Source organism: Alistipes communis (assembly GCF_006542665.1).
Lineage (GTDB): Bacteria > Bacteroidota > Bacteroidia > Bacteroidales > Rikenellaceae > Alistipes > Alistipes communis.
In genome coordinates, this window is record NZ_AP019735.1 from 1,272,615 (window position 1) to 1,298,691 (window position 26,077).

The following is a 26,077-nucleotide window of genomic DNA, read 5'->3' on the forward strand; positions in this document are numbered from 1 at the left end:
TCTATTTTATCCGTTTTATGACAAATTCTGATTTCGAGAAGCGTATTTCAGCCCTGCGTTCGGCCCATGAAGAGTTGATCGGCAGGAAGAATCCGGCCGCGGATTCCAACGGCGTATGGACTCGTTACACCTACCCGATCCTTACGGCCGCACATACGCCGCTCTTCTGGCGCTACGACCTGAACCCTGCTACCAACCCTTTTCTGCTCGAGCGGTTCGGGATCAACGGAACGTTCAATGCCGGAGCAATCAAGTTCGACGGCAAATACGTGCTGGTAGTCCGGGTCGAAGGGAACGACCGCAAATCCTTTTTCGCTTTGGCTGAAAGCGATAACGGGATAGATGGATTCCGTTTCCGCGACCATCCGCTGACGATTCCCCCGATTGACGAGAGCGAAACGAATCTTTACGACATGCGCCTTACGGCCCATGAGGACGGGTGGATTTACGGCATCTTCTGTGCCGAACGGCACGATCCGTCGGCAGCCCCGGGCGATCTGTCGTCAGCCGTGGCGACGGCCGGTGTGGCCCGGACGAAGGATCTCGTGCATTGGGAGCGCCTCCCCGACATCAAGTCGCCCACGCAGCAGCGCAACGTCGTGCTCCACCCTGAATTCGTGAACGGGAAATATGCCCTTTACACCCGCCCTCAGGAGGGGTTTATTGCCGCCGGAGCTCTCGGCGGCGGGATCGGATGGGCATTGGTGGACGACATGACCCGCGCGGAAATCCGCGATGAAAAGATTATCGACGTGCGGTTCTATCACACGATCAAGGAGGTGAAGAACGGCGAAGGTCCCCATCCGATCCGCACTCCGCAGGGGTGGCTGCATATGGCCCACGGCGTACGCGCCTGTGCGGCGGGACTCCGCTATGTACTTTACATGTATATGACGGCCCTCGACGATCCTTCGCGACTGATCGCCATGCCGGCCGGATATGCACTGGCACCGGAGGGCGAAGAACGAGTGGGCGACGTGTCGAACGTCTTGTTCTCGAACGGCTGGATCGCCGATGACGACGGCTGGGTATTCCTCTACTATGCGTCGAGCGACACCCGCATGCACGTGGCGACATCGACTGTCGACAGGCTTGTGGACTACTGCCTGCATACGCCGTCCGACGGCCTTACAACGGCTGCTTCCGTTGAGCGGTTGAATGAACTGATCGACCGGAATCTGGATTACGAAAGAAAGAATAACCGATGAAAAACAGCGTCACATTCCGGGAGAAGATCGGATACGGTTTCGGGGACATGGCTTCGAGCATGTTCTGGAAGATATTCGGCATGTATCTGCTCTTTTTCTACACCAAGGTGTTCGGCATCACGCCGGCTGCCGCCGGGACCATGTTCCTGGTGACCCGTATCTGGGATTCGCTCAACGATCCCATCATGGGCCTGCTGGCGGATCGTACCCGCAGCCGATGGGGGCGTTATCGTCCTTACCTGCTGTGGGGTGCCTTTCCCTTCGCCGCGGTCGGAGTGCTGACGTTCTGGACTCCCGATTTCGGGATGACGGGGAAACTGGCGTGGGCCTATATCACCTATACGGCCATGATGATGGTCTATACGATGGTCAACGTCCCCTATGCCTCGCTGCTCGGGGTGATGACGCCCGATACGAAGATACGCAATACGTTTTCCTCCTACCGGATGTTCTTCGCTTATGTGGGCAGTCTGGTGACCTTCATGCTGTTGCAGCCGCTGGTGGATTTCTTTGCCGGACGGCTCGGCGGCGGAGATACCGACCGGTTGAGCGGGAGCGTCGCGGGGAGCGACGTGGCCATATCGGGGATGCCGGAGGCGTGGACTTGCGCCGTGGCCGTTATCGGAGCGATTTGCGCCCTGCTTTTCTGGTTCTGCTTCCGCTGGACGCGCGAACGGATTCGGGTCGACGACGCGCAGCTGGCGGAGGGATCGGTCGGCCGCGACCTAAAAAGCCTGGCCCGCAACGCTCCGTGGTGGATTCTTCTGGTCGCAGGAGTGGCGGTGCTGCTGTTCAACTCGATCCGCGACGGGGTAGCGATTTTCTATTTCACGGACTATGTTCGGAGCGCTTATAAACTGCCCCATCTGGGTTGGACGCTCGGAACGCTTTACCTGCTGCTGGGTCAGTTGGGCAACATGGCCGGAGTGGCACTGGCCGTGCCGTTGGCGGCGCGCATCGGCAAGAAAGGAGCATTTGCCGCGGCAATGGGTGCGGCAGCGGTACTAAGCCTCTTCTTCTTCCGGCTGGAGCCTTCCGAACTGGGATGGCTGTTTGCCTTGCAGGCGCTCGTCAGCGTTGCGGCGGGCGTCGTGCTGCCTTTGTTGTGGAGCATGTATGCCGATATCGTTGATTACGAGGAATACCGCAGCGGCCGACGGCCGACGGGACTGATCTTCTCCTCTTCGTCGATGTCCCAGAAACTCGGCTGGGCGTTGGGCGGGGCTGTGACGGGTTGGCTGCTCGCAGCATTCGGTTACGATCAGTCGGCTGCGGTGCAGAGCGGAGAGGCGATAGCGGGCGTACGGCTAATGATGAGCTGGTTTCCGGCCGCCGGATGCTTGTTGGCCGCAGCGGCAGTCCTTTTCTACCCGCTCGGCGAGAAACGTATGGAGCGAATAACGACGGAACTCAACCTCCGTCGGAAAACGAACGAATGATGGAAAAGATGCTTGTACAATGGCGGGAGGAGCTGTCGGAGGAACTGACCTGCGACATCCTGCCTTTCTGGATGGCATTTCTGGGCGACGGGGTGCATTTCGCGGGACGTATCGACGGCCGCGGAAAAGCGCATCCCGAAGCCGGGAAGGGCGCAGTCCTGATCGCGCGGATGCTGTGGACCTTCTCGGCAGCTTACCGAATGACCGGACGGCCTGAATACCTGCACGCAGCCGGCAAGCTCCGGAAGTTTCTGGCTCTCTGGTTGATCGACCCTGTACATGGTGGGGTCTACTGGGAGATAGCTCCCGACGGAAGTCCGGTCTGCGGCAAGAAACAGAGCTATGCTATCGGTTTCGCAGTTTACGGATTGAGCGAATATGTCCGGGCGACGGGTGATCCGGAGGCGTTGGACGAAGCCGCCGCTTTGTTCGGATCGCTTGAGGAGCATGTCTGGGATGCAATGCAGGGCGGATACGTCGAAGCACTGACCCGGAACTGGAAGCCGCTGGAAGACATGCGTCTGAGCGAGAAGGATGCCAACACCTACTTCAGCATGAATACGCACCTGCACCTGCTCGAACCTTACGCGAACCTGCTGCGGGTCTGGCGTGAAGATCGGGTTGCGACGGCGGTCCGGAAACTGATTCACATCCATACCGACCGGCTTTTCGATCCGCAGACGGGGCACCTGAATCTCTTTTTCGATGCACGGTGGCAGCCACAGGGACGGAAGGTCTCTTACGGGCATGACATCGAGGCATCGTGGCTCATCGACGAAGCCGCCCTCGTACTCGGAGAACCGCAGGTTACGACAGATGTCGGTCCCGTGGTCGAGGCACTGGCAGCCGCGGCCGTCGAGGGATTGAGACCCGACGGAAGTCTGATCTACGAATACGATCCGCAGACGGAACGCATCGATGCGGACCGTCACTGGTGGGTACAGGCCGAAGCTGTCGTCGGTTTTTTCAATATGTACGAACGAACCGGCGACGAGGCATTCCTGCGGCGGAGCCACGATGCATGGCAGTATATCCGGACGCACCTGCTCGACGGCGGAAACGGTGAATGGTTCTGGAGCGTCCGCGCCGACGGCTCGGTCAATCGTGACGACGACAAGGCAGGATTCTGGAAATGCCCCTATCACAACAGCCGGATGTGCATGGAACTGATCCGGCGTATCGAACGGCTGCTTACAAAAAACTGAAATCGGAAAGCGAACGACTATGGCAAATTACAATATCCTTACGGAGGTACCTCCCATCTCGAAGCAGGACAGCTTCGTCGTGTTCGAACGGCGGAAGAGTAACTTCAACTTCCCGATACATATCCATAGTGAATACGAACTCAACTATATCATCGGAGCGCGCGGCGCACGGCGCATCGTCGGCGATCATGTGGCCGACATCGGCGACCGTGAGATGGTGCTCATCACGGGCAGTAATCTGGAACATGCGTGGATGGACGGCAATCTGGCCCCGGGAGCGGAAATCTACGAGGTGACGATTCAGTTTTCGCCCGAGTTGTTCCAGGGCAGCGGACTGATCGACCGGAAGCAGTTCGCGCCGATCAAGAAGATGCTGCAGGATGCCCAGCACGGGATCGCATTTTCCGAAAAGACGATCCTGCAAAGCGAATCCGGGATTCACCAGTTGATAAATAGCACGGATAATTTCAACTCGATCCTGATCTTCCTTTCGCTGCTCAACCAGCTGGCCCACGATCAGGCGTATACCGTGTTGTCGCATTCGCATTTCAGCAAACTGGAGGATACCTACGACAGCCGGCGCGTGCGGACCATTATGGAATATCTCAACAGCAACTACCACCGTCCCGTGCGACTCTCGGAGATGGCGGCGCTGGTCAACATGAGCGAACCGTCGTTCAGCCGTTTCATCAAGCGGCGTACGGGATACAACTTCATCGATTGCCTGAACAATATCCGCATCAGTGCGGCTTCCCGACGGCTGATCGACGAACCGGCCAACACGATCGCGGAGATCGCCTTCAAATGCGGGTTCAACAATCTATCGAACTTCAACCGGATCTTTAAGAAATACAAGGGCTACACACCCCACGATTTCCGGGAATACTACGATAAAAAGAAGATCATCATCTGACGAACCGCTTTAACCTGCTTTAAACAATGAACAAACTGCTTTTTATAGTCTTTGCCGCATTTTCAGCCGCTTGTTCGGACACTCCGCCTCTTCCGGCGGATCCACAGGCCACGCCTGAAACGCGGGCCCTCTACCGCAACCTGTTCCGGATTGCAGACGAAGGGGTGATGTTCGGGCATCAGGACGACGCCCTCTATGGACACGACTGGAAATACGAGGAGGGACGCTCCGACGTCAGGGAGTGTTGCGGTGATTACCCTGCTGTTTTCGGGTGGGAGCTCGGAGGACTTGAAACAGGGGCCGACCGAAGCATCGACGACGTTCCTTTCGCCGAGATCACCCGTCTGTTGTGTGCCGCCTACGGGCGCGGAGCCGTGAATACGGTCAGTTGGCATCCGCAGAATCCCGAGTCCGGAGCCAGCGCCTGGGACGGCAAAACCTCCACGGCCGTGAGTTCCATTCTCCCGGGCGGCGCCAACCATGCCCAATTCCGGCTGTGGCTCGACCGTCTGGCCGGATTCTTCGTCGGGTTGAAGAGTGCCGACGGAACGTGTGTTCCGGTGCTGTTCCGTCCGTTCCACGAGCACACCGGCAGCGGATTCTGGTGGGGCGAAGCGCAGTGTACCCCCGACGAATACAAGGCTTTATGGCGCTTCACGGTGGAATATCTGCGCGATGTGAAGGGAGTGCACAATCTCCTCTACGTCTATTCACCAGACCTGTACCGCGATGCGGAGCACTATACGGAACGCTATCCGGGCGACGAATGGGTCGACGTGCTCGGGCTCGACGCCTACCACCGCCCGCAGGATTGGGATTTCCTGTCGGGCGGAGAACGAATGCTTTCGACCTTGCAGCGATTGGGACGGGAACACGGTAAACCGACGGCCTTCACCGAAACCGGACTCGAGGGCATCCCCGATACAGCGTGGTGGACCCGGCGGCTGCTGCCGGTCATCCGCGGCAAGGGGCTGAGCTATGTTCTGGTATGGCGTAACGCCCACGACCGTCCGACGCACTTTTTCGGTCCCTGGCACGGACACGCTTCGGAACCCGATTTCAGGAAGTTTGCCGCCAATCGGGAACAGCCCGTTCTGTTCGAAAGTCAATTACCTGACATGTATCACTGACAATTAACCTAAAATAGCTGATAATTATGTGGAAACAAATTCTTTATCTGTCGTGGCTGGTCGCGGCCGGATGCAGTGATATTGCCGACCGCGAATATCCGGAACCCCAGCCGGCTCCCGCTGCGACGACCGACTCGCAGGCTACGGTGCAGACCCGTAACCTGCTCGGCAACCTGCGCAGCATTGCCGAAAACGGCGGTACGCTTTTCGGACACCAGTGTTCGTCGCTCTACGGTATCGGCTGGTCGGGCGATGTCGACCGCTCGGACGTGAAGAGTATCTGCGGCGACTATCCCGCAATGATGGGCTGGGATCTGGCCCAGATCGAATTGTGGGATCTGGATCCCAACTCTCCGACCGGGGTGGACAACGATGCGAAAAACATCGACGGCGATAAATTCACGGACATCCGCAACCGTATTCTCGAAGCTTATGCCCGCGGAGGCGTGACCACCATCGGCTGGCATACGACCAACCCCGCTACCGGCGGCACGGCCTGGGACGTGACTGCCGCCGTAGGACGGATTATTCCCGGCGGCGACCTGCACGAAAAATACTGCGGCTGGCTGGACAAGGTTGCCGCTTTCATGCTCTCGCTCAGGACCGATGCCGGAGAGTATGTCCCGGTGCTGTTCCGTCCGTTCCATGAACACACCGGCAACGGTTTCTGGTGGGGTAAGGGCAACTGCACCGCAGAAGAGTATATCGCCCTGTGGCGTTTTACGCTCGAATACCTGCGCGATACGAAGGGCGTGCATAACCTGCTGTATGTCTACTCGCCCGATATCGTCAGTTCGCAGGACAACTATCTCGAATTCTGGCCGGGCGATGCCTATGTCGACGTACTCGGTCTGGATGCCTATGACCGCAGTTCCTGGGCCATCGAGACCAACGGCCTGCGATTGATGCGCCTGCTTAAACATATCGCCTACCTGAAAAACAAGCCGTTCGCGTTTACGGAGACCGGGCTCGAAAACAATACCTCCCAGTCGAAATGGTGGACCGAAAAACTTTCGAAAGCCATTGCGGGCATTCCCGTAGCCTATGTGCTGGTCTGGCGGAACAAGGATACGAATCATTTCTTCGGCCCTTATCCGGGCTGCGTTTCGGAGGAGGATTTCAAGACCTTCGTCGCAGGGGAGCAGATATTGCTGGAGAAGGACATAGCCGGCATTTATGAATAATCCCCGCCAGAGATGAACGAAATACGAACTTTTCTGGGGAGCATGCTGGCACTGACCGCTGTTTCCTGTGGACATCATCCGTCGGTTTCGCAGGAGGAGATCGCCTGCGTGCGCGATTTCATCCGCACGTCGTGGGATGCGTCGGTACAGTACAATCCGGCCGATTCGCAGACGCTGATCGGGCTGCCGCGCCCCTATACGGTTCCCAGCGTCAGCCAGACCTTTCAGGAACTCTATTATTGGGATACCTATTTCACCAACGAGGGGCTCGTTCGCGACGGACGCCTCGATCTGGCGAAAAACAACACTGAGGACATGCTCTATCTGGTCGACCGATACGGCTATATGCCCAATGGCAGCCGGACGTGGTATCTCAACCGCTCACAGCCTCCTTTCCTCTGCATGATGGTCGACCGGATCTTCGAACAGACCGAAGACACGAACTGGCTGGCCGGAGCTTTTACGACCTTGCAGAAGGAGTATGACTTCTGGATGACGCAGCGCATTACGCCTGTCGGGCTCAACCGCTACTCCTCGTCTGCAAGCGACGAACTCAAACAGGAGTTCGTCACTACCGGAGGGCAACGGCTCAATACCGATTTTCGCAACCGGGGACTTTCCGACACGGAGATTCTGCGACTGGGGACGCATTTTGCCGCCGAGGCAGAGTCGGGCTGGGACTTCAATCCCCGTTTCGAACGCCGTTGTGCAGATTTCTGTCCGGTAGACCTCAATGCCAATCTCTATATTTACGAAACGCTCTTCGCCCGCTACGCCCTTCTGTTGGGCGATTCCAAGGCTGCCGGAACGTGGAAGGCACGGGCCGAAAAGCGTCGCGGGCTGATAAACCGCTACTGCCTCGGGGAGGATGGTGTTTATTATGACTACGACTTCGTCAACGGCCGCCGTTCGACGGTCGTTTCGGGTGCAGTGTTCAGTCTGCTTTATGCCGGAATTCCGGATGCGGAACAGGCCCGAATCCTCGTGAAAAAGGCGCTCGGACGGTTAGAGTTCGAATACGGAATCGCCGTATGCGAGGACAAACCTTATGACTACGACTACCAGTGGTCTTATCCCAATACGTGGCCTCCGGTCGTCTATCTGGCCATCCGGGGGCTCGATGCCTACGGTTACAGGCAGGACGCACGGCGTATTGCGGAGAAATACGCTGCGATGGTCGTGAAGACCTTCGGCGAAACCCATAACCTGTGGGAAAAGTACAATGTCCGGGAGGGGAACATCAATGTCAGCAACGAATACGACATGCCCACGATGCTGGGATGGAGCGCCGGAACATTCATCTATGCCAGCGACTATCTCGACGGTAAAATTGACAATCAAGCAAAACACTAAAACTCAGACACCATGAATACAGCAAACCTACGCCTGCGGGGCAGATGGCTTCTGGCGCTTTTCGCCTCCCTTTTCCTCGCTGTCGGCGCATCCGCCCAGAATGAGGTTGAGATTCAGGGGCGCGTGACGGCCGACGGACAGCCGCTCGTCGGAGCCAGCGTCATTATCAAGGGAACGACAACCGGAACCAGTACCGACATTGCGGGTAATTTCACGGTCCGCGCCAAGAACGGAGCCGTGCTCTCCGTCGGATTCGTCGGCTACAAAACCCGCGAGGTCGCCGTTACGGCAGGAGTGACCTTCCTCGATATCGTGCTCGAGGCCGAAGAGGCACTGATCGACGACGTGGTCGTCATCGGTTACGGCAGCATGAAAAAGAGCGACCTGACCGGATCGGTCGTTTCCGTGAAGATGGATGCCATCAAGGACATCTCGGCCCCGTCGATCGAGGGACTGTTGCAGGGCCGTGCCGCCGGACTGCAAATCATGAACACTTCGCAGGATCCCGGGGCGGGCGCCGTAGTGCGTATCCGCGGCAACAGTTCGCTCAACGGTTCGAACACCCCGCTGATCGTAGTCGACGGATTCCCCATCGGCGACGCCGGCAACCTGTCGCAGATCAACCCCTCGGACATCGAATCGATCGAGATCCTGAAAGATGCCTCTTCCTCGGCCATCTACGGTTCCCGCGGCGCCAACGGCGTGATCCTGATCCAGACCCGCACCGCCAAAGGCGGGTCGACTCAGGTTTCGGTGAACCACCGGACCACCATCGGGCAGTTCACCGACAAACTCAACGTCTGGCGCAACCCGCTGCAAATGGCGCAGATCGCCAACGAGGAGCTGACCAACGCCGGGCTGCCGGCCCTCTACACAGGTCAGTACAACAACGGCACCTACTATCCGTCACTCATCGAGATCCAACAGGGCAAGTGGTCGAACACCGATTGGGCCGACCTCTGCATGCGTACGGCCGTGGTCAACAATACGACGGCCACGCTGTCGCACTCCACCGACAAGGCGGCGATCAATCTGAGCCTTAATTATTTCGACGACGAAGGTGTCTACAAGAAAGATAATTTCCGCAAAGGCAATGTCACGCTCAACGGTTCGTACAAACTGGCCAAGAATTTCACGCTTCAGACCTCGAACATCCTTTCGATCCACAAGCGTCATGTAAACAACACGCTCGAATACGGCCGCAACCCGTTATGGCCCGTTTACGATGAGGACGGCAATTATTTCGTCGCTTCGGAAACCGACTTCGGCCATCCGCTCATTATCTCCGACAACGTCAAGAACGAGACGCAGGGCCGCGACCTCATTTCGTCGCTGGCAGCCGAGTGGGAGATCATCGAGGGATTGAAGATCCGCACGCAGCTCAATTACAACTATTCGACCTCCGTGCAGGATGTCTACAACGCTTCGAACACTTCACAGGAGGCGCACGACATGAACGGTATCGCGCAAATGAACAATTCCCTGTCGCAGGATGTGCTGAGCGAGACCTATGTTACTTTTCAGCGGACTTTTGCCGACCGGCACAACCTGTCGGTCATGGCGGGACACTCCTTCGACTACAACATGGGCCGGACGCTCGGCACTACGGCCTATGATTTCGTGAACGACGCCCTCGGCAATGAGAACATGGGTGCGGGCAATCCCCAGAAGAACGTGATAAACAACACGTATCAGAACAGTAAACTGCTCTCGTTCTACGGCCGTTTGAACTACGTGCTCGACGATAAATATCTCTTCACGTTCACCATGCGTGCCGACGGTTCGTCGAAATTCGGCAAAAACAACAAGTGGGGCTATTTCCCTTCGGGCGCCGTGAGCTGGAAACTCCACAATGAGCCGTGGATGCAGAAGCTCAACGTTTTCGATGAGTTCAAGATCCGGGCCAGCTGGGGAATTTCGGGCAATCAGGGCATTTCGCCTTACCAGACGCTCAACCGCTACGGAACCGAGAAATACTGGTTCGCGGACAAATGGCAGACGGCCATCGGCCCGGGCTATGAAGCCGGCCGCGAAGGCGCCAATGACCGCTATATCCTCTGGGGCGGCATTGCCAACCCCGATCTGAGGTGGGAATCGACCCGCCAGTGGAACCTGGGTGTCGACCTCGCCTTTTTCAAACGCCGCCTGCGCGTGACGATGGATTACTACGACAAGTACACTACCGATCTGCTGCGTGAGAAATACCTGCCGCTGTCGAGCAGTTATGACAAGATGTGGGTCAACGACGGCAATATCCGTAACCGCGGTTTCGAACTCACGCTCGACGGCGATATCGTCAGCCGGAAGAATACCTCCTTTTCCGCGACGTTCATCTTCTCGCGGAACCGCAACGAGGTGACCGATCTGGGGAATGCCGTTTCGAGTGGCCTGAGCACCGATTACCTCACGGGCATGCAGTACGAGGTTTGCGGCCAGTCGCTGTCGATGTTCAACGGCAATCCGAGCGTCTATGCCATCGGCTATCCGATGTATGTCTTCTACGGCTATCGGGTGAACGGTATCATCCAGCAGGGAGAGGACCCTGGCTTCATGAGTTCCGATGGCAAGGACCAGCCCGGCGAGCTCAAATACGTGGATCTAAACGGAGACTATGCCATCGACGACCGGGACCGCTGCATCATCGGCGATCCGAATCCCGACTTCACAGCCAGCCTTAACCTGGCGTTCCGCTACAAGAATCTCGACGTGTCGGTATTTCTCAACGGCGTATTCGGCAACGACGTCATTTATAACGGCTATACTTACGATCCGCGCGTGAAGATCAAGCGCTGGACGCCCGACAATCCGACAAACGAATACCCGCGCCTGAATTCGACGCGCAGCTACCTGTTCTCGGATTACTTCGTCCACGACGGTTCGTTCGTCCGCCTGCAAAACATCAATATCGGCTATACGATTCCCGTCCGCAAGGCCTTTATTCGCAGCGTGCGCGTGTTCGCCAATATAGAGAACGCCTATACCTTCACCAAATTCGACGGTTACGATCCCGAAGTGGGTGTCGACGGTATCTACTGGGGCGGTTATCCCCGACTGCGGAAATATGCCATCGGTCTGGACTTGAAATTCTAAACTACGATTATGAAAAATCTGCTTTATATCATTTCGCTCTGCGGGTTGCTCACAGCGTGCGACCTGCAGGAGGAGCCGTACGGATTCTATTCCGACGACAATTTTTACAAGAGCGAGACCGATGCCGAGTCGGGTCTTCTCTATGCCTACAATGCCCTGACGTTCCTCGAATATTCACGCGGCATCTTCTACATCGGCGACATCCCCACCGAGACGATGTCGCCCAAGAGCGACGAGGCGGGTGATGTCTATCAGCTTGAGAACTGGATCGCGAACCGCGAGACCGAGCAGTTGCAATACTATTTCAAATACTGCTACATCGCGATCAACCGAGCCAATACGGTGATCGACCATATCCAAAACAGTTCGGTGCTGAGCGAGACGGCGCGCCGCCGAATTCTCGGCGAAGCTTATTTCCTGCGTGCATGGAACTATTTCAATCTGGTGCGTACGTTCGGCATCGTGCCCGTGCAGACAAAGATGGTGGCGGAGCTATCGCAGACAACGCCTCCGATGGCAACGGGCCTCGACCAGCTTTATGATCTGATCTTAGGCGACCTGACCCGGGCGGACAACCTGCTCGAAGTCAACAAAGTTTTCGGACGGGCGGACAAGGTGGCTGCGCAGTCGCTGATGGCAAAGGCCTACCTGACCATCGCGTCTTCGAAGGAGCACAACGTTCACCGTTATACAGAGATGCGCCGTGAGCCTCGGATCATGTACGACAGCGCCGCCTATTGGGCGGGGAAGGTTGTCCGTGATTACAAGAACGTGTATGATTTCGACACCAACCTGCGCGATATTTACGACGTGGACAAACCCACGGGGCCCGAGCATATCTTCATCATGCCGATCGACCGCAGCGGTACGCAGGAGGGTAACTACTCCAAACTGCCCCTGCTTTTCCTGCCGTCGAACAACTCCGTACCGTTCTACATCCGTTACGGCAATGGTGACTTGCAGCGGGCCAACGGCAACGGTTGGGGTGTTTTCCTCTGTAATGACGAATTCGTCGAAACGCAGTTCAGCACCACAGACAAACGTCGTACCGAGTTGATTCACCGCGACATCTACGATGCTTCCGGAAATCCGATCGTACCCAATCAGGTCAAGGGATACTTTTCGAGCAAGTACGTCGACCCTGATTTTATCGGCGAACGCACCAGTGCCCGGCCTTACCTGATCCGTTTTTCGGACATTGCGTTGGTGTATGCCGAAGCGGCGGGACCCGAAGCGGGCTTGGCCTATGTGAACCGTATCCGCGAAAGGGCCGGCGTAACACCGCTTCCGTCCGGAATGACGACGGATAAATTCCGCGAAGCCGTGATTAAAGAACGTGCTCTGGAACTGGCTTTCGAGGGCAACCGGCTCTACGACCTGCGCCGCACGGCCTCGGTTACGACCACCGATATCAAGGCTGCCGGACTGAGCGAGGCCGAAGCCGCCTACTATCCGATCCCGCAGCGTGAAATAGACCTGAATCCCAATTTGTAGCATTATGAAAAATCTGAAACATATTGCATTGTTCCTTTCGTGCCTGGTTATAGCTTCCTGCACGAAGGATATCGACGAAAAGGAGCCGAGCAACGAGTGCTCGATCCTCGACATCCAACTGACGGGACAACTGGGTAAAGCCACCATCGAACGGGTGGACGACAATCAGGGAACCGTGACCCTCTATATCTTCGAACAGGCCGATTACCCGTGGGAAGCGGTCGGGGTCGAGGCGCTGGCCCTTTCGGCCTATGCCACGGCGGATGTCTCCGACGGCGGTACGCTCGATTTCCGGAATCCCGAACGCAAGGCGCGTATTATCGTGCGTTCCCAAACCGGAAAACAGGTGCTTTGGACGGTCTACCTCAAACCCTACAATCCGTTCTATGTCGGCACGTGGGCTGTCAGCGACATCAAGATATACCTGGACCAGAATATCAGCGGCAACGGTACCGGAAAGTGGGATACTTCGATGGGCGGTTCCGAGTTCGGGTTGTTCGCCTCGCCGGAGTTGGATAACATCATCACCATTACGATGAACGAAGAGATGGTCGACGGAAAATTTACGGGCAAGATCATCAATGCCGCCGGAGCCGACGGGCTATACGGGTCGTTCAAGGGTGTTTATCCGGGCGAGTACACCGAGGATGCTCCGCTGGATATGGACCCGCGCCTGCGACATCTGATCCCTGCCGGAGAGTCCGACTGGATGTTGGATCTCTCGACCAACCAGATGAAGATTTCGAAGAACAATATTACCTCGACGATGACTTTCAGCAGGGATACTTCGGGCAATCTTTTCTTCGATTTCGCCCTGCCGGATGCGTCGGGCGATACGCCGGGCAACAATTTCTACAACAACTTCTGGCGCAGTTCGTACAAGTTCTCGTATATCGTACGGGCCGCCGAATAGGTCGGACCTGGCTGACTTTAACAACCGGACTTGCTGTCAGCAGGTCCGGTTGTTAGGTTATCGGAACAAACGGTCAGACCGTCATGATCTCCCTCTCCTTTTTGGAGAGAACCTCTTCGAAGAGTTCGGAGAACTTTTCGAGCAGTTTCTGCGTTCGTATATCCACGACGTTTTCGGGGCGTCCCTTCCGTACGAATTGCCATATTGAGGCCGCGGCAGGGTCGATTCTTCATTTTATTTTATTATTTTTGCCGGAAGATAAATTTCGGCACGGACAGACGGCGTTTCGGCACGGATCGGACGGAATCCTCGATAACACGCGCCACGCGCATAAGTCCTCGCACTCGAACCGGAAAATTAGCTCTTACACTATATGGAATACAATTTCAAGGAACTGGAACCCAAATGGCAGCAGCGCTGGCGGGAGCGCGGAACCTACCACGTCGAAGTCGACCCCGCACGTCCGAAATACTACGTTCTCGACATGTTCCCCTACCCGTCGGGCGCCGGCCTGCACGTCGGGCATCCGCTGGGGTACATCGCTTCGGACATTTTCTCACGCTACAAGCGCCAGTGCGGTTTCAACGTGCTGCATCCGATGGGCTACGACGCCTTCGGTCTGCCGGCCGAACAATACGCCATCCAGACGGGACAGCATCCGGCCGTCACCACCGAACACAACATCGCCCGTTACCGCGAACAGCTCGACAAGATCGGCTTCTCGTTCGACTGGGACCGCGAAGTGCGCACCTGCGACCCGGGCTACTACAAGTGGACGCAGTGGGCCTTCCTGAAAATGTTCGGCAGCTACTATTGCCGCGACAGGCAGCAGGCGCGCCCGATCGGGGAGCTGGAAGAGGCGTTCGCCCGCAGCGGCACCGAAGGGGTGAATGCGGCCTGCACCGCCGAACTGCATTTCACGGCCGCCGACTGGGCGGGCATGGACGAGCACCGGCGCGAACAGGTGTTGCAGAACTACCGCCTGGCCTACCGCGCCGACACGATGGTCAACTGGTGCCCGCAGTTGGGTACGGTGCTGGCCAACGACGAGGTGAAGGACGGGCTGTCGGTGCGCGGCGGCTATCCCGTCGTACAGAAACGCATGAAGCAGTGGCTGCTGCGCGTGACGGCCTATGCGCAGCGAATGCTCGACGGGCTGGAAACGCTCCAATGGAGCGAATCGCTCAAAGAGATCCAGCGTAACTGGATCGGCCGCTCGGAGGGTGCACAGGTCTTCTTCGACGTGCGCGGTTTCGACCGCAAACTCGAAATCTTCACCACGCGCCCCGACACGATCTTCGGCGTCACCTTCATGGTCATCGCTCCCGAACACGAATGGGTCAACGAGCTCACCACGCCCGAAAACAAGACGGCTGTCGAGGATTACCTCGAACAGACCCAGAAACGCTCCGAGCGCGAGCGCATCGCCGAGACGCGGCGCGTGAGCGGCGTCTTCACCGGTTCGTATGCCGTCAACCCCTTCACGGGACGCGAGATACCGATCTACATCTCGGACTACGTGCTGGCGGGATACGGCACCGGAGCGATCATGGCCGTGCCGGCGCACGACTCGCGCGACTATGCCTTCGCCCGTCATTTCGGGCTGGAAATCACGCCCGTCGTCGCAGGCGGCGACATCAGCAAGGAGTCCTACGACGCCAAGGAGGGCAAACTCATCAACTCCGGTTTTCTGGACGGCATGGAGGTCAGGGAGGCGATCGGAAAGATGTTCGACGCCATCGAGCAGCGCGGACTGGGCAAACGGCTGGTCAACTACCGGCTGCGCGACGCCATCTTCTCGCGCCAGCGTTACTGGGGCGAACCCTTCCCGATCTACTATCGCGACGAAATCGCCCGCCCGCTGCCGGAATCGGCGCTGCCGCTCGAACTGCCGCCCGTCAGCGACTTCGGCCCCACCGAAGAGGGCGAACCGCCGCTGGCCCGCGCAGCGGGGTGGACGACGGCCGACGGCGATCCGCTCGAACTGTCGACGATGCCCGGGTTCGCAGGTTCGTCCGCCTACTACCTGCGCTACATGGACCCGCACAACGACCGCGCGCTCGTCGGCCGCGAAGCGGACGAATACTGGCGGTCGGTCGACCTCTACGTGGGCGGCATCGAACATGCGACGGGCCACCTGATGTATTCGCGCTTCTGGAACATGTTCCTCTACGATCTGGGCTGCGTGTGCGAACCCGAACCCTTCCGGAAGCTGGTCAACCAGGGCATGATCCAGGGCCGCTCGAATTTCGTCTACCGCGTCGTCGGTACCAACAAGTTCGTCTCGTTCGGCCTGAAAGAGTCCTACGAGACGCAGGAGATCCACGTCGACGTGAACATCGTCCGCAACGACCAGCTCGATCTGGACGCCTTCCGCGCATGGCGGCCCGAGTTCGCCGACGCCGAGTTCATCCTCGAAGACGGGAAATACATCTGCGGCTGGGCGATCGAGAAGATGTCGAAATCGATGTTCAACGTCGTCAACCCCGACTATATCGTTGACCAGTACGGCGCCGACACGTTGCGCATGTACGAGATGTTCCTCGGCCCGCTCGAACAGTCGAAGCCGTGGGACACGAACGGCATCGACGGCGTGCACAAGTTCCTGCGCCGTTTCTGGCGGCTCTTCCACGCCGGCGACGCGCTGGCCGTGACGGACGAGGCCCCCACTCCGAAGGAGTTGAAGACGCTGCACAAGACCATAAAGAAGGTCCGCGAGGACATCGAGAACTTCTCGTTCAACACGTCGGTGGCAGCCTTCATGATCTGCCTCAACGAACTGGGCGAATGCCGCAAGCGCGCGATTCTCGAACCGCTCGTCGCCCTGCTCGCACCCTTCGCGCCGCATATCGCCGAAGAGCTCTGGGAACGGCTGGGACATACCGCGTCGGTCTGCGACGCCCCCTATCCCGTCTGCGACGAAAGCTATCTGGTCGAGCAGTCGTTCGAATATCCGGTCATGATCAACGGCAAGCTGCGGTTCAAGCAGGAGTACGCCCTGACGGCGTCGCCGGATGAGATCACGGCCGACATCGTCGCACGGCCCGCCGCACAGAAATGGCTCGACGGCAAGGCGCCGAAAAAAGTGATCGTCGTCAAAGGCAAGATCATCAATATCGTCCTCTGATGCGACGACTCCTCGTACTGACCGCACTCGCCGCCGCGTTGACCGCCGGCGCGCAACAGCGGATCGTCCGGCTGTGGAACAACGCCTCGGCACCCCACGACAACGGACTGCGGGGCGGGGAGCGGGTCGAGGAAAACCGATTGTTCAATACGACCGAAGCCGTTCTGTACGTCTATGCGGCCGACCCGGCACGTGCAACCGGACAGGCGGCGGTGGTCTGTCCGGGCGGCGGCTACCGCTTCCTCTCGATCGGAGGCGACGGCCACGCCGTCGGACGCTGGCTGGCCGAACACGGTGTCACCGCCGCCGTGTTGAAATACCGCCTGCCCAACGGCCGATGCGAGGTACCGCTCGAAGACACCGAAGCGGCGCTGCGCTATCTGCGCCGCACGGCTCCGGACTTCCGCGCCGACTCCGCGCAGGTGGGGATCGTGGGGTGTTCGGCGGGCGGCCACCTGGCCGCTTCGGCCGCCACGATGCTCCCCGAAGAGGTGCGCCCCGCCTTCGCCGTGCTGATCTATCCCGTCATTACGGCCGAACCGGGCAAATGCCACAAAGGGTCGTTCGACCACTTGCTGGGCACCGACCGCACGGCCGGCGACGAGGCGCAATGGTCGCTGCAAAACCGCGTGACCGCCTCGACGCCGCCCGCATTGCTGCTGGCGGCCGACGACGACCGTTCGGTGCCGCCGGTCAACAGCGTTCTGTTCTATGCGGCGCTCAAACGCCACGGCATACCGGCCTCGCTGCGAATCTACCCCAGCGGCGGCCACGGCGGCGCACTCGACCCCGCCCATATCTACCGTGCACAGTGGCGCGCCGACATTCTCGACTGGCTGGCCATGCTTGCACACGAAAATCAGAAACCAACTTCTAAACCCCGATAACCATGAAACGATTGCTGACGCTCGTCGCCCTCGCGGCGACGCTGACCGCCTCCGCCCAGGTCAAGGTGGTCAAATTGTGGGACAATGCCTCGGCACCCCACTCCAACGAGGATGCAGGCCCCCAGAAAGAGAAAAACGGCAACCTCTACAACACGGTCGACACCGAACTCTTCATCTATCCCACAGCGCCGGACAAGGCGACCGGACAGGCCGTCGTCGTCTGCCCGGGCGGCGGCTACCGCTTCGTCTCGATGCCGCGCGAAGGGCACGAAGTGGGCGAGTGGCTCTCGGCCGAAGGAATCACGGTCGTCGCACTCAAATACCGCCTGCCCAACGGACATTGCCAGGTGCCGCTCGAAGACGCCGAAGCGGCACTGCGCTACATCCGCGACCATGCCGCGGAGTACGGCGTCGATCCTTCGCGCGTGGGCATCATGGGCTTCTCGGCGGGCGGCCATCTGGCCGCTTCGGCCGCCACGATGCTCCCCGAAGAGGTACGCCCCGCCTTCGCCGTACTGGTCTACCCCGTCATCACGGCCGAGCCGGGCAAATGCCACAAGGGATCGTTCGACAACCTGCTGGGCACCGACCGCACGGCCGGCGACGAGGCGCAATGGTCGCTGCAAAACCGCGTGACCGCCTCGACACCGCCCACGCTGCTGCTGCTCGCCGACGACGACCGCACCGTGCCGCCCGTCAATAGCACGCTCTTCTACGAAGCGCTCAAACGCAACGGCGTGAAAGGGTGTTCGCTGCGCATCTATCCCAGCGGCGGCCACGGCGGCGGTTTCAACCCCGACCGCATCTACCGTACCGCGTGGCGCGCCGACGTGCTCGACTGGCTCGGAACGCTCCCGAACAGCGCCTCGCATTGACCTCGTCCGGCCGAAACGAAGCGGGGGCGGAGATCGGATCTCCGCCCCCGCTCTTCTATGGCAGGAATTCCGGTCAGCCTCCGGCCCCGACGGCAGGAAGCGGGCGCCGTTTGCGGGTACAATAGCGCTCGCACTGCATCGGAAGGTCGTAGCCGAGCATCACGCCCAACATGAAATCCTCCTCGGCCGACAACTCGTTGAGCGGCTTGTGGACGAACATCCGCACGGCATCCAGACAGGCGCGGTGGCCGAAATAGAGATTGACCTTGTCCGCGGTCACCGGCTGCACCAGATAGTCGATCCGGCGCGCCTGCAACCGCTCGGCCATCAGGCGGGCGCACGTCGGGCAGATCGTGCAGAGCACCAGCCGGCGAACTCCTTTCTGAAATTCGTAGATATGGTGCAGCAGCATTTTCAGATCGGTGTGGCGGTTGAAATCATCGGCGCTCATAAGAATTTCTATTTCAGAATCCGACGGCGGCGATCCACTTCTCCATGCGGGCGTCGCTGACCGCCTCCGACGCCCCGTCGTCGACCGCCAGCCCGATGACCTTCCCGTCGCGGCAGATGCGCGAAGCGCAACCGTCGTACTCCGCAGCGTCCAACGCTCCGACGAAGGTGCAGCCCGTCGCTTCCAGCCCGTCGCGGATTTCGGCCAGCGCATCGCAGAACGAATCGGGGTAGGAGGCGCTGTCGCCGCAGCCGAACAGCGCCACGCGCTTGCCAGACAATGCCTTCCGTTTCAGTGCATCGAGAAAATCGTACCAGTCGTCCTGCAATTCGCCGCAGCCCCAGGTCGACGACCCCAGCAACAGCAGGTCGTACCCTTCGGCCTCGTCGGCCGAAGCGTCCGCGACATTGTGCACATCGGTTTGCGCGACGCCCGTGCGGGCGGCGATCTTCGCAGCCAGCGACTCGGTCATACCGGTCGTGCTGCCGTAGAATATTCCTGTTCTCATCGTATGAAAGTTTATCCGTAAATCCTCTCTGCAAAGATCGTACATCCGTCCTGCGGGAACAATCCCTGCAAATAGGTATTTTTCCGTACTCCGCCGGCCCGCCCCCCCGTCGAGGGTTTCCGCAATCGGCGGCGGCACAGCAGATACCCCGCCTCGGCAAAACCAAATAAATTTGGTTCTGCCCTCGGCTTTTCGTATCTTTGTCCCCGAATCGACAAGAGAAAGGGAGACTATGGCAGACAATTCGATCCTCCAACGTCTGGACGGACTGAAACTCAAATACGAGGAGTTGGGGCAGAAGCTCACCGACCCCGAAGTGATCGCCGACGTGAAACAGTTCGTGCAGCTGAACAAGGACTACAAGGAGCTGGAACCGATCATCGAGACGTCGGAACGTTTCCGCACGGCCCTGGCCAATCTGGCCGAAGCGAAGGACGTGCTCGCCAACGACAAGGACGAGGAGATGCGCGAAATGGCGCGCGAGGAGATCGCCGAACTGGAACCGGCCATCGTACGCATGGAGGAGGAGATCAAACTGCTGCTCATCCCCAAAGACCCGCAGGATTCGAAGAACGCCATCATGGAGATTCGCGGCGGTACGGGCGGCGACGAAGCGGCGCTCTTCGCCGGCGACCTGTTCCGCATGTATACGAAATACATCGAATCGAAGGGGTGGCGCTACGAGGTGACCTCCTTCTCGGAGGGTACGGCCGGCGGATACAAGGAGGTGGTGATGAAGGTCACAGGGCAGAACGTCTACGGTACGCTCAAATACGAATCGGGCGTCCACCGCGTGCAGCGCGTCCCCGCCACCGAGACGCAGGGGCGCGTCCACACCTCGGCCGCTTCGGTGGCCGTGCTGCCCGAAGCCGAGGAGTTCGACGTCGAAATCTCGATGAACGACGTGCGCAAGGACATCTTCTGTGCATCGGGTCCGGGCGGGCAGTCGGTCAACACGACCTACTCGGCCATCCGACTCACGCACATCCCCACGGGAATCGTCGTGCAGTGCCAGGATCAGAAGTCGCAGCTCAAAAACTTCGACAAGGCCTTCGAGGAGCTGCGCACGCGCGTCTTCAACCTCGAATATTCGAAATACCTCGACCAGATCGCATCGAAACGCAAGACGATGGTCTCGACGGGCGACCGTTCGGCCAAGATCCGCACCTACAACTATCCTCAGGGGCGCATCACCGACCACCGCATCAATTATACGATCTACAACCTCGCGGCCTTCATGGACGGCGACATCCAGGACTGCATCGACCACCTGATCGTGGCCGAGAACGCCGAGCGCCTCAAAGAGAGCGAATTGTAACGGTTGCGCACACTCGCAGCCGAACCTCCCTGCCCCGACGGGGCGGGGATTTTCGTAAACGGGATGCGCTGCCGGCGACAATCGGAAAAGATCGCACCCGAGCCGCCGTCAGCCGACCGCACCCGTTCGCGGGATGTCGGGGTGCCGCCGCAGAAAGCGGGCGACGCGAGGGTAAAGGGAAGGGATAGAAGGAATAAGGAATGTCGAAACGAAAATAGAAAAGTCCGCGCACGACACTCCGCAACGGACGGACGCGGATCGAAAACCGTAAAACGAAAACAACCGATCTCTATGGCTTTTCTGCCGACCACAGTCAAAGAGGCCCGCCAGCGGGGCTGGGATTCGGTGGACGTCGTTCTCTTCACGGGCGACGCCTACATCGACCATCCGGCTTTCGGCGCGGCGGTCATCGGCCGCCTGCTCGAAGCAGAAGGTTACCGCGTAGCGGTGGTTCCGCAACCCAACTGGCGCGACGACCTGCGCGATTTCCGCAAGTTCGGCACGCCGCGCCTCTTCTTCGCCGTGACGGCCGGGGCCATGGACTCGATGGTCAACCACTATACGGCCAACAAACGTCTGCGCAGCAACGACGCCTACACCCCGGGCGGTGCGGCGGGCTTCCGCCCCGACTACGCTGTCGAGACCTACACCCGCATCCTCAAACGGCTCTATCCCCGCACGCCGGTGGTGGTGGGCGGCATCGAAGCGTCGCTGCGGCGGCTCACCCACTACGACTACTGGCAGGATGCGCTCAAACCCTCGATCCTCGTCGACAGCGGTGCCGACCTGCTGATCTACGGCATGGGCGAGCGCGTCGTGCAGCAGGTAGCCGCGGCGATGCGCAACGGCTACAACGCCAAGCTGCTGCGCAAACTCCGGCAGGTGGCGTTCCTCGCCGACCGCACCTACGTCGACCGGCTCGAAGACCGGCTGCTGCTGCACTCCTACGAGGAGTGCACGGCCGACCCGCACGCCTTCGCCGAAAATTTCCGCCGCATCGAGACGGAGAGCAACCTCATGGAGCCGCACAGCGTACTGGTCGAACCCACGGGCGACCGCTACGTGGTGGTCAACCCCGCCAACGCGACGCTCTCGACCGAAGAACTCGACCGGTCGTTCGACCTTCCCTACGAACGGGCGCCGCATCCGCGCTACCGCGGCAAGGGCGACATCCCGGCGTGGGAGATGATCAAGCATTCGGTCAACATCCACCGCGGCTGCTTCGGCGGCTGCGCCTTCTGCACCATTTCGGCGCATCAGGGCAAGTTCATCCACTCGCGGTCGGAGCGGTCGATTCTCGACGAGGTGCGCCGCATCGCGGCGATGCCCGATTTCCGGGGTTACCTCTCCGACATCGGCGCCCCCTCGGCCAACATGTACCGCATGGGCGGCCGCGACCGCACGCTCTGCGCCCGCTGCCGGCGCCCCTCGTGTCTGTACCCGCGCATCTGCCCCAACCTGGACAACGACCACCGGCCGCTGCTCGATCTCTACGCCAAGATCCGCGCCGTAAAGGGGATCAAGAAGGCCTTCATCGGCAGCGGCATCCGCTACGACCTCTTCGACGGAAGCGACTACTTGGAGACGGTCGTCCGCCATCACACGTCGGGACGGCTCAAAGTCGCTCCCGAGCACACCGAGGAGCGGGTGCTCGCGCTGATGCGCAAACCGCCCTTCGCCCTTTTCGAGCGGCTCAACGACGACTTCCGCTCGATCTGCCGCAGCAACAGGCTCAACTACCAGCTGATCCCCTACTTCATCTCGTCGCACCCGGGCTGCACCGAACGCGACATGCAGGCGCTGGCCGGCAAGGTGCTGGGCCGGCTGCATTTCACGCTCGAACAGGTGCAGGACCTGACCCCCACGCCGATGACGCTCTCGTCGGTGATGTTCTACACGGGAGAGAATCCCTATACGGGCGAAAAGGTCTACGTGGCACGCTCGCAGGAGGAGAAACGCCGTCAGAAGGGGTATTTCTTCCGGACGGCGGAGTCCGGCGCACGACCGCCGCAGGGACGGCGGACGACAGCCCCGAAAGGCGTCGGCCGCGACTCCGACACAGGGAAACGCGACGTCCGACGCAGTGCGCCCCCGCACGGAAAGAGCCGCAAGAGATAAAATACCGATCCGCAGCTCCTCCCCGGAAATCGATTCGGGCCATCGCCGGACGGCGGCAGAAAGCGCACGCGCACCGGCGAATCCCGACAGCGACGATCGTCCCGCCGCAACTCGTGTGACGGAGCGCTCCGTCGCAACAGGATCAGATCGGCAGGTGCCGTTCGACGGTTTCACGCAGGTGCTCGTTGTCGAGGTGCGTGTAGATTTCGGTCGTGATGATGTTTTCGTGCCCCAGCATCTCCTGCACCTGCCGGATCGAAGCGCCGCCTTCGAGCAGATGCGTGGCGAACGAGTGGCGGAAGGTGTGGGGGCTGACCTGCTTGTCGATACCCGCGCGCAGTACGGCCTGCTTGATGATCGTGAAGATCATCACGCGTGAAAGCCGTCCGCCGCGATTGTTCAGGAAGAGCGTCTCCTCGCTCGAACTGCCGCCTTTGCGGCAATCGAGATAGGCGTAAATCTTTTCGCGGGCCGTGTCGCTCACCGGAACCAACCGCTGCTTGTCGCCCTTGCCGATCACTCGGATGTATCCTTCGCCGAAGAAGAGATCGCACAGCCTCAGCGAGATCAACTCCGAGACACGCAGTCCGCACGAATAGAGCAGTTCGAGCATCGCGTCGTCGCGCACGCCCTTGGGCGTCGTGCGGTCGATTGCGGCGAGAATCCGGTCGATCTCGGCGGTCGACAGCACGTCGGGCAGCCGGCGGCTGAACTTGGGCATCTCGATGAACTCCAAGGGCGAACTCTCGATCGCATCGGTGAGCAGCAGATAGTTGAAAAAACTTTTCAGACCGCTCAGCGCACGCGCCTGCGAACTCTTCTCGCAGCCGCGGTCGTAGAGCCACGCCATGTAACGCTCGATCATCTGCGACTCGACCTTGCGCGGCGGCACGTCCCACATCCGCAGCACGAAATGGGCGAACTGTTCCAGATCGCGCATGTAGGATTCGACCGTATTGGCCGACAGCCGCTTTTCGAGCTTGATGTAGGTACGGTACCTGCGGGAGATTTCCGCCCACCGTCTGCTGTTTTCTGCCATATTATCCCTAACTTTGTCTGATGGAAACCCCGAAGCCGAACGCAGCGGCAAACCCCGTTTGCCCGCTGCCGAAGCCGGTGTACAAAGATAGCAATAATTTTACATAATATTATGGATTACATCGAACTGACGCTGGATGCGGCCGACGCCGAACAGGCGGAGATTCTGACGGCCGAACTGGCCGATTTCCCTTTCGAGAGTTTCGAGCAGGAGGGCGCACGGCTCAAAGCCTACATCCCCCAGGAGCGGCTGGCCGACTGCAAAGGCGAAGTGGATGCACTGCTGGCGCGTTACGGCGTCGGACGCGCCACCTTTCTGAGCATCGAACCGCAAAACTGGAACGCACTGTGGGAAAGCAACTTCACGCCCGTCGAAGTCGACGGCCGGCTCACGATCCGTGCCCCGTTCCACGCTCCCGCCGCCACGGAGGCGGAGGTGGTCATCATGCCCAAAATGTCGTTCGGCACGGGCCACCACGCCACGACCTGCCTGATGGCTTCCGGATTGCTCGACCGCGACGTGACGGGATTGCGGGGCCTCGATATGGGCAGTGGCACGGGCGTATTGGCCATCGTGGCCGCCCTGCGCGGCGCCGAAACGGTCGATGCGGTCGACATCGACGAATGGGCCTATGAGAACTGCGTCGAAAACATCCGCGCCAACGGCGTCGAAACACGGGTCACGCCCCTGCTGGGCGACATCGAGGCGATCGCCGGACGGCGGTACGATTTCATCGCGGCCAACATCAACCGCAATATCCTGCTGGCGCAGCTGCCGGCCTATGCCGCAGCGCTCGACGCAGGCGGCTGGCTGCTCATGAGCGGGATTCTGGAAGCCGACGTCGCTCCGCTCTCCGAAGCGGCGCGCGCTGCGGGCTTCTCCGTTACGGGACATGCGCTGCGCGACGGCTGGGCACGCGTGGACGCCGTGAAAAATTGACAAATTCATAGCTGAAAACGACAATTATTTCGGAGCGGATACGTTAGATCGATAGATACCGAAAGCGAACAGAATCCCTGTCGAGGCCGGACGGTCATGAGTATGAAATCCTACAAGGCGCGCGGCATCGTGCTGCACACGCTCAAATACGGCGATTCGGGAATGGTCGTCTACCTGCTCACCGACAGCGGCGGGAGGCAGAGCTACATGGTGCAGGGCGTCCGGTCGGCACGCGGCCACGGGTCGAAGCTGGCGCTGTTCCAACCGATGTTCGCCGTGGAGTTCGAGGGGTTGGAGTCGTCGCGCATGCAGATGCACCGCTTCCGCGAGGTCCGCAGCGGGATCGTGCTGCAATCGCTGCCGTTCGACGTCCGCAAGTCGACCATCGCGCTCTTCATGGCCGAGGTGCTCTACCGGCTGGTCAAGGAGTGCGAACCCAACCAGCGGCTCTTCGACTTCGTCTGGGGTTCGGTGGCGGCACTCGACGCGCTGGACGAGGGGGTGGCCAATTTCCACCTCTGGTTCCTGACGAACCTGAGCCGGTTTCTGGGCTTTTCGCCGGGCAACGCCTACCTGCCGGGGGCGTGGTTCGACATCCGCGAGGGTTCGTTCACGCCGCTGCGGCCGCCGCACGGCGAGGTGCTTTCGGCCGACGACGCCCGCATCCTGCACGACCTGTTGGAGTGCGACGTACGCTACATCGCCGAGATCGGACTCAACCGCCGCCAGCGCGTGGCCTATCTCGACGCCCTGCTGGTCTACTACGGCTACCATCTCGACGCGATTCACGCCGTGCAGTCGGTAAGGATTTTGCAGGAGGTATTTTGACGAACCGCAAACCGGAATATAGCTATGATGAACAAGAACGTTTTCGTTAAGCCAAATG

General features: G+C 59.6%; 20 protein-coding genes. 17 read left to right on the forward strand and 3 right to left on the reverse strand.

From position 1 onward, the window contains the following. Positions 1-17: 17 nt before the first annotated feature. The 13 genes from FMF02_RS05255 to FMF02_RS05315 all read left to right on the forward strand — a co-directional run bounded on the left by FMF02_RS05255 (position 18) and on the right by FMF02_RS05315 (position 18,818). Positions 18-1,208: a glycoside hydrolase family 130 protein gene (locus FMF02_RS05255; RefSeq protein WP_019130816.1), complete on the forward strand. Its 1,191-nt coding sequence runs from the start codon at positions 18-20 to the stop codon at positions 1,206-1,208. Further along, positions 1,205-2,647, forward strand: coding sequence for an MFS transporter (locus FMF02_RS05260; RefSeq protein ID WP_141412391.1), 1,443 nt, complete (start codon positions 1,205-1,207; stop codon positions 2,645-2,647). The genes FMF02_RS05255 and FMF02_RS05260 overlap by 4 nt, the downstream gene beginning before the upstream one ends. Then, positions 2,647-3,852, forward strand: a complete 1,206-nt coding sequence (locus FMF02_RS05265; protein WP_141412392.1) for an AGE family epimerase/isomerase — start codon at positions 2,647-2,649, stop codon at positions 3,850-3,852. Before FMF02_RS05260 ends, FMF02_RS05265 begins: the two co-directional genes overlap by 1 nt. A gap of 19 nt (positions 3,853-3,871) precedes the next feature. Next, positions 3,872-4,765, forward strand: a complete 894-nt coding sequence (locus FMF02_RS05270; protein ID WP_019130813.1) for an AraC family transcriptional regulator — start codon at positions 3,872-3,874, stop codon at positions 4,763-4,765. A 26-nt stretch (positions 4,766-4,791) separates the two neighbouring features. Continuing rightward, positions 4,792-5,895 carry a glycoside hydrolase family 26 protein gene (locus FMF02_RS05275; protein ID WP_244611635.1) on the forward strand — a complete coding sequence of 368 codons (1,104 nt, stop codon included), beginning with the start codon at positions 4,792-4,794 and terminating at the stop codon, positions 5,893-5,895. A gap of 26 nt (positions 5,896-5,921) precedes the next feature. Beyond that, complete coding sequence (locus FMF02_RS05280; RefSeq protein ID WP_141412393.1) at positions 5,922-7,079, forward strand: glycoside hydrolase family 26 protein; 1,158 nt, start codon at positions 5,922-5,924, stop codon at positions 7,077-7,079. Positions 7,080-7,091: 12 nt separating this feature from the next. Continuing rightward, positions 7,092-8,432, forward strand: a complete 1,341-nt coding sequence (locus FMF02_RS05285) for a trehalase family glycosidase (RefSeq protein ID WP_141412394.1) — start codon at positions 7,092-7,094, stop codon at positions 8,430-8,432. A gap of 12 nt (positions 8,433-8,444) precedes the next feature. Then, positions 8,445-11,522 (forward strand): SusC/RagA family TonB-linked outer membrane protein, encoded by a 3,078-nt coding sequence (locus FMF02_RS05290; RefSeq protein WP_141412395.1) that lies wholly within the window; start codon positions 8,445-8,447, stop codon positions 11,520-11,522. A 9-nt stretch (positions 11,523-11,531) separates the two neighbouring features. Then, entirely contained in the window at positions 11,532-13,016 is a 1,485-nt protein-coding gene (locus FMF02_RS05295; protein ID WP_141412396.1) for a RagB/SusD family nutrient uptake outer membrane protein, read from the forward strand. 4 nt (positions 13,017-13,020) lie between these two features. Beyond that, positions 13,021-13,929, forward strand: coding sequence for a hypothetical protein (locus tag FMF02_RS05300; RefSeq protein ID WP_141412397.1), 909 nt, complete (start codon positions 13,021-13,023; stop codon positions 13,927-13,929). A gap of 373 nt (positions 13,930-14,302) precedes the next feature. Continuing rightward, positions 14,303-17,056 carry a leucine--tRNA ligase gene (gene leuS / locus FMF02_RS05305; RefSeq protein ID WP_141412398.1) on the forward strand — a complete coding sequence of 918 codons (2,754 nt, stop codon included), beginning with the start codon at positions 14,303-14,305 and terminating at the stop codon, positions 17,054-17,056. After that, positions 17,056-17,943 carry an alpha/beta hydrolase gene (locus FMF02_RS05310; RefSeq protein ID WP_141412399.1) on the forward strand — a complete coding sequence of 296 codons (888 nt, stop codon included), beginning with the start codon at positions 17,056-17,058 and terminating at the stop codon, positions 17,941-17,943. The genes leuS and FMF02_RS05310 overlap by 1 nt, the downstream gene beginning before the upstream one ends. A gap of 2 nt (positions 17,944-17,945) precedes the next feature. Then, positions 17,946-18,818 carry an alpha/beta hydrolase gene (locus FMF02_RS05315; protein ID WP_141412400.1) on the forward strand — a complete coding sequence of 291 codons (873 nt, stop codon included), beginning with the start codon at positions 17,946-17,948 and terminating at the stop codon, positions 18,816-18,818. Between the two features lie 73 nt (positions 18,819-18,891). On the opposite strand, the gene FMF02_RS05320 is transcribed toward FMF02_RS05315, so the two are convergent. Both FMF02_RS05320 and FMF02_RS05325 read right to left on the reverse strand, forming a co-directional pair. Beyond that, a complete protein-coding gene (locus tag FMF02_RS05320) occupies positions 18,892-19,269 on the reverse strand; it encodes a DUF2023 family protein (RefSeq protein ID WP_019130802.1) in 378 nt (125 codons plus the stop codon). A 13-nt stretch (positions 19,270-19,282) separates the two neighbouring features. Then, positions 19,283-19,777, reverse strand: coding sequence for a flavodoxin (locus FMF02_RS05325; RefSeq protein ID WP_141412401.1), 495 nt, complete (start codon positions 19,775-19,777; stop codon positions 19,283-19,285). A 232-nt stretch (positions 19,778-20,009) separates the two neighbouring features. Between FMF02_RS05325 and prfA the strand changes: the two genes are divergently transcribed. Both prfA and FMF02_RS05335 read left to right on the forward strand, forming a co-directional pair. After that, positions 20,010-21,095: a peptide chain release factor 1 gene (gene prfA / locus FMF02_RS05330; protein ID WP_141412402.1), complete on the forward strand. Its 1,086-nt coding sequence runs from the start codon at positions 20,010-20,012 to the stop codon at positions 21,093-21,095. Between the two features lie 291 nt (positions 21,096-21,386). Continuing rightward, positions 21,387-23,213, forward strand: a complete 1,827-nt coding sequence (locus tag FMF02_RS05335) for a YgiQ family radical SAM protein (protein ID WP_141412403.1) — start codon at positions 21,387-21,389, stop codon at positions 23,211-23,213. Positions 23,214-23,355: 142 nt separating this feature from the next. Here FMF02_RS05335 and xerD read toward each other — a convergent pair whose 3' ends face one another. After that, on the reverse strand, positions 23,356-24,252 hold the full coding sequence (gene xerD / locus FMF02_RS05340) for a site-specific tyrosine recombinase XerD (protein WP_019130798.1): 897 nt from the start codon (positions 24,250-24,252) through the stop codon (positions 23,356-23,358). Positions 24,253-24,363: 111 nt separating this feature from the next. On the opposite strand from xerD, the gene prmA reads away from it, so the two are divergent. Both prmA and recO read left to right on the forward strand, forming a co-directional pair. Continuing rightward, positions 24,364-25,191, forward strand: coding sequence for a 50S ribosomal protein L11 methyltransferase (gene prmA / locus FMF02_RS05345; protein ID WP_141412404.1), 828 nt, complete (start codon positions 24,364-24,366; stop codon positions 25,189-25,191). A gap of 102 nt (positions 25,192-25,293) precedes the next feature. Continuing rightward, positions 25,294-26,019, forward strand: a complete 726-nt coding sequence (recO, locus tag FMF02_RS05350; RefSeq protein ID WP_019130796.1) for a DNA repair protein RecO — start codon at positions 25,294-25,296, stop codon at positions 26,017-26,019. Positions 26,020-26,077 lie beyond the last annotated feature (58 nt).

Excerpts from the sequence above, each read along its gene's own strand:
- prmA (WP_141412404.1), top strand. The coding sequence starts at position 24,364 with ATGGATTACATCGAACTGACGCTGGATGCGGCCGACGCCGAACAGGCG.
- FMF02_RS05335 (WP_141412403.1), top strand. The coding sequence starts at position 21,387 with ATGGCTTTTCTGCCGACCACAGTCAAAGAGGCCCGCCAGCGGGGCTGG.
- FMF02_RS05320 (WP_019130802.1), bottom strand. The coding sequence starts at position 19,269 with ATGAGCGCCGATGATTTCAACCGCCACACCGATCTGAAAATGCTGCTG.
- FMF02_RS05270 (WP_019130813.1), top strand. The coding sequence starts at position 3,872 with ATGGCAAATTACAATATCCTTACGGAGGTACCTCCCATCTCGAAGCAG.
- prfA (WP_141412402.1), top strand. The coding sequence starts at position 20,010 with ATGGCAGACAATTCGATCCTCCAACGTCTGGACGGACTGAAACTCAAA.
- FMF02_RS05310 (WP_141412399.1), top strand. The coding sequence starts at position 17,056 with ATGCGACGACTCCTCGTACTGACCGCACTCGCCGCCGCGTTGACCGCC.
- FMF02_RS05260 (WP_141412391.1), top strand. The coding sequence starts at position 1,205 with ATGAAAAACAGCGTCACATTCCGGGAGAAGATCGGATACGGTTTCGGG.
- leuS (WP_141412398.1), top strand. The coding sequence starts at position 14,303 with ATGGAATACAATTTCAAGGAACTGGAACCCAAATGGCAGCAGCGCTGG.
- FMF02_RS05285 (WP_141412394.1), top strand. The coding sequence starts at position 7,092 with ATGAACGAAATACGAACTTTTCTGGGGAGCATGCTGGCACTGACCGCT.
- FMF02_RS05280 (WP_141412393.1), top strand. The coding sequence starts at position 5,922 with ATGTGGAAACAAATTCTTTATCTGTCGTGGCTGGTCGCGGCCGGATGC.
- FMF02_RS05265 (WP_141412392.1), top strand. The coding sequence starts at position 2,647 with ATGGAAAAGATGCTTGTACAATGGCGGGAGGAGCTGTCGGAGGAACTG.
- FMF02_RS05325 (WP_141412401.1), bottom strand. The coding sequence starts at position 19,777 with ATGAGAACAGGAATATTCTACGGCAGCACGACCGGTATGACCGAGTCG.
- xerD (WP_019130798.1), bottom strand. The coding sequence starts at position 24,252 with ATGGCAGAAAACAGCAGACGGTGGGCGGAAATCTCCCGCAGGTACCGT.
- FMF02_RS05315 (WP_141412400.1), top strand. The coding sequence starts at position 17,946 with ATGAAACGATTGCTGACGCTCGTCGCCCTCGCGGCGACGCTGACCGCC.
- recO (WP_019130796.1), top strand. The coding sequence starts at position 25,294 with ATGAAATCCTACAAGGCGCGCGGCATCGTGCTGCACACGCTCAAATAC.
- FMF02_RS05275 (WP_244611635.1), top strand. The coding sequence starts at position 4,792 with ATGAACAAACTGCTTTTTATAGTCTTTGCCGCATTTTCAGCCGCTTGT.
- FMF02_RS05290 (WP_141412395.1), top strand. The coding sequence starts at position 8,445 with ATGAATACAGCAAACCTACGCCTGCGGGGCAGATGGCTTCTGGCGCTT.
- FMF02_RS05295 (WP_141412396.1), top strand. The coding sequence starts at position 11,532 with ATGAAAAATCTGCTTTATATCATTTCGCTCTGCGGGTTGCTCACAGCG.
- FMF02_RS05300 (WP_141412397.1), top strand. The coding sequence starts at position 13,021 with ATGAAAAATCTGAAACATATTGCATTGTTCCTTTCGTGCCTGGTTATA.
- FMF02_RS05255 (WP_019130816.1), top strand. The coding sequence starts at position 18 with ATGACAAATTCTGATTTCGAGAAGCGTATTTCAGCCCTGCGTTCGGCC.